The following is a 1,152-nucleotide window of genomic DNA, read 5'->3' as shown; positions in this document are numbered from 1 at the left end:
TTGTTCGCGGAAGTGCTGGGCCTGCCGCGGGTCTTCGCCGACGACGACTTCTTCGCGCTGGGCGGGCACTCCCTGCTCGCCACCCGGCTCGCGGCCAGGGTGCGTTCGGTGCTCGGCGTCGAACTCGGCCTGCGCGCCCTCTTCCAGGCGCCCACCGTGGCGGGCCTGGCCGGGGCGCTGGCCGGCGCCGACCGCGCCCGCCCGGCGCTGACCGCCCGCGCGCGGCCCGAGGCGGTGCCGCTGTCCTTCGCGCAGCGCCGGCTGTGGTTCCTGCACCGCATGGACGCGGCCGCCGCGACGTACCACATCCCGCTGGCGCTGCGGCTGTCCGGAGACCTCGACCGGCCCGCGCTGGACGGGGCGCTGGCCGACGTCGTGGCCCGGCACGAGAGCCTGCGGACGGTCTTCCAGGAGGTCGGCGGCGTGCCCTGCCAGCGGGTGCTGGACCCGGCCGCGGTCCGGCCGCGGGTCCGGCCGGCCGAGGTGGCGCGCGACGACCTGCCCCGTGCCCTCGCCGAGGCCGCCCGGCGGCCGTTCGACCTGGCCACCCAAGTGCCGCTGCGCGCGGAGCTGTTCGCCCTCGCGCCGGACGAGCACGTGCTGCTGCTGGTCATGCACCACATCGCCGCCGACGGCTGGTCCACCGGCCCGCTCGCCCGCGACCTGGCCGAGGCGTACGCGGCCCGCTGCGAGGGCCGGCCGGCACAGCGGCCGGCGCTGCCGGTGCAGTACGCCGACTACACGCTGTGGCAGCGCGAGCTGCTCGGCGACGCCGACCACCCGGACAGCCGGTTCGCCGAGCAACTCGACTACTGGACAAGGCAGTTGGCCGACCTGCCGGAGCTGATCCGGCTGCCCGCGGACCGGCCCCGCCCGCCCGTCGCCGGCTGGCGCGGCGACCACGTCGACTTCGCGTTCGACGCCGAACTGCACGCGGCGCTGGTGGAGTTGGCGCGCGGTAGTGGGGCGAGTCTGTTCATGGTGCTCCAGGCGGCGTTGGCGGCGCTGTACACGCGGCTGGGTGCGGGCACGGACATCCCGATCGGAAGTCCGATCGCGGGGCGTACGGACGAGGCGCTGGACGATCTGGTCGGGTTCTTCGTCAACACGCTGGTGCTGCGGACCGACACGAGCGGTGATCCGTCGTTCGCG

At 75.7% G+C, this 1,152-nt stretch carries 1 protein-coding gene; it reads left to right on the top strand.

All coding sequences use genetic code 11. From position 1 onward, the window contains the following. Nucleotides 1-1,152 (top strand): condensation domain-containing protein (locus tag WA788_RS35290; protein ID WP_335984549.1); only part of this gene is annotated, 1,152 nt, incomplete at both ends.

The organism is Streptomyces sp. CA2R106 (assembly GCF_037034245.1).
In the GTDB taxonomy this organism is placed as follows: Bacteria; Actinomycetota; Actinomycetes; order Streptomycetales; family Streptomycetaceae; genus Actinacidiphila.
Note: the sequence above shows the minus strand (reverse complement) of the source record. Positions and strands in the feature narration are given on the sequence as shown.